At 44.6% G+C, this 4,736-nt stretch carries 5 protein-coding genes and 1 pseudogene; 4 read left to right on the top strand and 2 right to left on the bottom strand.

Going from position 1 to position 4,736, the window contains the following annotated elements; translation table 11 throughout:
- Window positions 1-92: 92 nt before the first annotated feature.
- Both ACTQ1N_RS12310 and ACTQ1N_RS12305 read right to left on the bottom strand, forming a co-directional pair.
- Window positions 93-500: pseudogene (locus ACTQ1N_RS12310) on the bottom strand (helix-turn-helix domain-containing protein); the annotation flags it as partial.
- Between the two features lie 378 nt (window positions 501-878).
- A complete protein-coding gene (locus ACTQ1N_RS12305) occupies window positions 879-1,073 on the bottom strand; it encodes a hypothetical protein (RefSeq protein WP_441956955.1) in 195 nt (64 codons plus the stop codon).
- Window positions 1,074-1,708: 635 nt separating this feature from the next.
- Here ACTQ1N_RS12305 and ACTQ1N_RS12300 point away from each other — a divergent pair.
- The 4 genes from ACTQ1N_RS12300 to ACTQ1N_RS12285 all read left to right on the top strand — a co-directional run bounded on the left by ACTQ1N_RS12300 (window position 1,709) and on the right by ACTQ1N_RS12285 (window position 4,645).
- A complete protein-coding gene (locus tag ACTQ1N_RS12300) occupies window positions 1,709-2,731 on the top strand; it encodes a histidine phosphatase family protein (RefSeq protein ID WP_441956954.1) in 1,023 nt (340 codons plus the stop codon).
- A 52-nt stretch (window positions 2,732-2,783) separates the two neighbouring features.
- On the top strand, window positions 2,784-3,401 hold the full coding sequence (locus ACTQ1N_RS12295; protein WP_441956953.1) for a class I SAM-dependent methyltransferase: 618 nt from the start codon (window positions 2,784-2,786) through the stop codon (window positions 3,399-3,401).
- Window positions 3,402-3,445: 44 nt separating this feature from the next.
- Window positions 3,446-4,315: a DUF5714 domain-containing protein gene (locus tag ACTQ1N_RS12290; protein ID WP_441956952.1), complete on the top strand. Its 870-nt coding sequence runs from the start codon at window positions 3,446-3,448 to the stop codon at window positions 4,313-4,315.
- Window positions 4,316-4,519: 204 nt separating this feature from the next.
- Window positions 4,520-4,645 (top strand): hypothetical protein, encoded by a 126-nt coding sequence (locus ACTQ1N_RS12285; RefSeq protein WP_441956951.1) that lies wholly within the window; start codon window positions 4,520-4,522, stop codon window positions 4,643-4,645.
- Window positions 4,646-4,736 lie beyond the last annotated feature (91 nt).

Below are 4,736 nucleotides of genomic sequence, written 5' to 3'. Positions count from 1 at the left end.
CGGCATAAAGCAATCCGATGTAAAATCCATCAGAATAATTTATGCTGTGCCTCTTTTTAATTTGATTGAATGTGGTATGGTTTAGGACCAGATAAAATGCGGGATAACACCTGCGCCTGTTTCAGTGCCGTTCCGTTCACATAGATTTCAAGGTCAGCCATCAGCCGGGGGAAATCCGGGTGCGCCGCCAGCTCACACAGCAGGGTATTGTCTATCCTCCCGCTTTTCAGCAGGTCAATCATTTCATCACTCAAACGCAGGTCTGCAAGATCGGCGTTTGGGTGATTTTTCATTTCAGACAGCCCCAGCAGATAATCAGCGGTCACACCGTAAAACTTCGCCAGCCGGATAAGGGCATAGTGGCTGATGTCCTTGAAGTCTTCCGTTTCGTAACTGCCCAGCGCAGACTTGGAAAGCCCGGTCTGCTCCGCAAGCTGCCCCAGCGTCAAGCCACGCTCCACACGTAGGTCTTTTAATCGCTCTTGTATGGATAAAGACATATTCACCCTCCTTGCTAGCTCAACGAAAGAGAAGCCGTTATGCTATGTACTATGCTCATAGCATAACGGCATAGGCATTTACAGTTTTATTTTACCATTTGCAAGAGTGTAAGCATCAGACTGTAGAAACAAGTAAGAAATACATTCGGGTGTGCATTAAATTAAATACCCCTGTCATAGTGAAGTACCCGTTCTGGCAGATGACATTGTCGAATGAAAAGGCGGTCTATGCCTGCATCAATTATGGAGAGGCATTCTGTCCTGGCGAGATTGAGAATAAAAGCATATGTATCGATGGGAACATAGCTACTGTATTGGAACTGTGCCGTTAAATAAGAAAACTCCGAACCACTGAAGTATCAGCTGTTCGGAGTTTTCTTAAGCCATGATTTCCGTTCCGTCCTTCATGGTGAAGCGGATGTCATCCTTGCTGTAGATCGTCACAAATTCCACCATGCCGTGCCAGAGGCGGACATCGTATTCCGTGGTGGCGTCCTTGCGTTCTTCCGGGAGCGAAAGGTAATGCTCGATGGATTTGCGGCGGGAATTCTTGTCATGGATTTCAGCCTCCACCTCGTCAAGGCGCCTCTTTGCTTTCTCATACCGGGCAGTGAGCGTTTCATACTCTTTGTTGTAATCAGCCTGGTTCTGCGCTACATGGGCGTTTTGGTAAATGCCGTCCTGTATCAGTCCTGCGATAATGTTCAGCTCATCGGTCCATTTGACACCTTCCTTTCTGAATTCGTAATCCCGTTCTTCAGTGTGACCATCGTTGAAATGGAATGTGAGGTGCGTGACGTCCCGGACGGAAATGTAGTCAATTTGTTCTAAGAAGATTAAAGTCGCATTCCGAGTTTGAGAACCTTGTAAATTCGTAAAGGTGTCAAGCCTTGCTTATCAGCGTTACGTCGACGTGTTTGTATCATAAAGCGGAATGCCGGTATCATTCAACGAAACGTTGGTATCCCAAGCACGGAATACTCATCGGAATACCATTAGCGTGGTGTTCCGCTTTTTTATGTGACTTTCAAAATTTAAAATTGTTGTTGATTTTGAAAGCTAATGGCATAATGCTTTCAAAAGTATAATAAAATTCGAGACGAACGGGAAATCCGGTGGATATGTTCTTACGGAACTATGTCCATCAAAGCGTTTTTGAGATAATGGTGTGACCGAAATCACATGCGAAGAAGGGAAACGAAGCTGACATGGGGCATTTTTATTTTGTCCGTCACGGACAGACGGTATGGAATGTTGAAAATAAAATCTGTGGCGTAACGGACAGTCCATTGACGGAGCTTGGTCGTGAACAGGCAAGAAAGACCGGGCAGATGCTGAGAAAGAAGATTGATCATGGCGAGATCCATATTGATGAGATTATGACCTCTCCTTTGTCTCGTGCCTTTGACACAGCGATGGAAATCTCGCATGTAATCGGAGTCCCGGTGCGAATTGAGCCGCGCCTGGTGGAGCAGAATTTTGGCAGATGGGAAGGAACCGCAAGGGACGGCTTGGAATTTGCCAGGGCCAAGGAGAACTTCGCTGACAGTTATGGCGGAGGAGAATCCATGATGAAGACAGCACAAAGGATTTATAACCTGATCGATGATATAGAAAGGGAACCGGAGAAGACGTATCTCTTAGTCGCTCATAATGGCATATCCCGTATGATCGAATCCTATTTCCGTGATATGAGGAATGAGGAGTTCGCAGCATTCGGTATAAAGAATGCAGAAGTCAGGGAGTACAAGTTCGAAGATTCATTCCCGGATTATCAAACCGATTATGATCTTCTTTGCCGGCAGCTGGAGAGCCTGATGAAGGGTGTCGATTCGGATACCACAATTCTCTCCAATGCTTCTGCTCTGATTTATCAGACTTTGCAAGGAATTAACTGGGCAGGGGCCTATATTTCACAGGGAAATGAGTTGCTGCTCGGGCCATTTCAGGGCAAGCCGGCCTGTGTCCGGATCCCTTTTGGAAAAGGTGTGTGCGGAACAGCAGCGGCAGAGGAAGAGACGGTCCTTGTGGAGAATGTGCATGAATTTGTCGGTCACATTGCCTGCGACAGCGATTCGCGGTCTGAGATTGTGCTGCCTATCTGTAAAAAGGGCAGTCTATATGGTGTTCTGGATATTGACAGCCCCTTCTTCAGACGGTTCAGCGCTTCAGATCGGGAAGGGCTGGAGCAATTTGCTGAGATATTGGGTGAGGGATTGGCAGAGAAATGAATTGAGTTCATCTGGACAGGAGAATCATAACCCATAATTTGAGGAGATAAGGATGCTCGACAACAAAGGTTTTGACCTGTGGGCTGATGGATATGACAGCACAGTTGGTATTTCTGATGACAAGAACACATATCCATTTGCCGGTTACAAGGATGTGCTCGGAAGAATCTTTCAGGTCATCATGAAGAAGAAAAATGCCGTCGTACTTGATATCGGATTTGGGACCGGAACACTCACATCAAAATTATATGAGAATGGGTGTACAGTTTATGGTCAGGATTTCTCGTCCAGAATGATTGAACTGGCAGCACAGAAAATGCCGGGAGCACATCTCTATCAGTGGGATTTTACGCAGGGACTGGCAGAGCCGTTGAAACATCAACGCTACGATTCTATTGTAGCGACTTATTCTTTACATCACTTGAAAGATGAACAGAAAGTGGAGTTCCTGCGTACTCTGTATGACCATCTGAATGAAAACGGGCAGATTTTGATTGGAGATGTCGCTTTTGAAACGCGGGAGGAATTAGATACATGTCGGCTGGTATCTGGTAATAAATGGGATCATGAAGAGATCTATTTTGTGGCCGGCGAACTGAGGAGCGTGTTCCCAAGTCTATCTTTTACTCGAGTTTCGTATTGTGCAGGTATTTTGACTTTGGAACGATAAATTTCAGTATGTATGAATATGATTGCAGTTATTGCAATCATATTATGGCTGTCGAAGATGCCGGCAGCTCCAAAGAATTATCAGAAGACGACAGAAACGGGCGGCGAGATTGTAGCAAAGTTTATGGCGGATGTCCTTATGTAGTGGCGTACCGGAGTTTATCGATATGGAGATCGGATTCCGCATTAACCTATATCGGAAGCAGAATCTGGCTGCAGACCAAGAAACAGACCAAGAAGTGTATAATACGAATCAACAAACAAATAAAACTAGCCAAGAAACCAACAAAAAACCAGTCTCTTTTCGCAAGCGTTGATGAATTCGAAAGGAAATCTTCTATGTCAATAAAAGAAAAGGCAGAGCTGATTGTAGCTGATATAAAGAAAGAACAAGGGACGAATCCGGTTCTCATATTTGAGAATATTGCAAAGAAGGAATATGTCAGTATTAATGGGCCTGAACACCATATATTAGATGGTGCAAGTTTGCTTATGGCATATAAAAATGCAGGTGGAGAAATTGATATAGATCAGGCGCTGGACAAGTTAATGGCAGAGGGACTTAGAATGCCTGGAGCAATGTGTGGTTTATGGGGAATCTGCGGGGCAATTACATCTATAGGTGCCGCACTTGCAATCATCGATGGAACCGGTCCGCTTTCGACAGACGGGTCATGGGGGAGTCATATGCAGTTTACATCAAAAGCAATCGGTGAACTGGGGATCATAAACGGACCAAGATGTTGTAAGAGAGATGCCATGATAGCATTTAAAAATGGTGTTGATTATGTGAATGCTCATTATGATGTAACATTGCAATATGAGCAAATGAAATGCGAATTCACAGAATTGAACGAACAATGTATCAAAGACAGGTGTCCTTTTTATGCGCATTCTTTTCAGCAGGAATACTGATGTTATCTTTACAATCTGCAATTAGAGAAATGAATGAAGGGTTCACATCCGTTTACAAAAAGAGTTATAAGAGGGTAAGCACTTGGTGAGAAGTACCCTGACCACGAATGAAAGGGGACAACTCGAAGGATTTCGAGAATGTCATATTCAGCCGGATTGAGAATGCCATTCAGCTCTTGGCCTGAACCTGATGAGGAGGATGACATGAAGTATGAACAAAAGGTCATGTTGAAAAATGGAAAAGAAGCCCTCATTCGAAATTGCACGGGGGCGGACGGGAGTGCTGTTTTAGATGTGTTTACGCTTGCCCATTGTTGTCCGGCAAATTAAATGATGTCCCATCCGGCAGATTATTTCGCGCCGATTTTGGATTTCTACAGATGTGTCAGTCACTTTAAAAGTAACTGTTTCTGCGAATTGT

The sequence above is a fragment of the Porcincola sp. LCP21S3_C12 genome (genome assembly GCF_052118625.1).
Lineage (GTDB): Bacteria > Bacillota > Clostridia > Lachnospirales > Lachnospiraceae > Porcincola.
This window is presented reverse-complemented; position numbering and strand designations above follow the sequence as displayed.

What these genes read in the sequence shown, in the direction of transcription:
- ACTQ1N_RS12285 (WP_441956951.1), top strand. Translation starts at nt 4,520, where the DNA reads ATGAAGTATGAACAAAAGGTCATGTTGAAAAATGGAAAAGAAGCCCTC.
- ACTQ1N_RS12295 (WP_441956953.1), top strand. Translation starts at nt 2,784, where the DNA reads ATGCTCGACAACAAAGGTTTTGACCTGTGGGCTGATGGATATGACAGC.
- ACTQ1N_RS12300 (WP_441956954.1), top strand. Translation starts at nt 1,709, where the DNA reads ATGGGGCATTTTTATTTTGTCCGTCACGGACAGACGGTATGGAATGTT.
- ACTQ1N_RS12290 (WP_441956952.1), top strand. Translation starts at nt 3,446, where the DNA reads ATGGCTGTCGAAGATGCCGGCAGCTCCAAAGAATTATCAGAAGACGAC.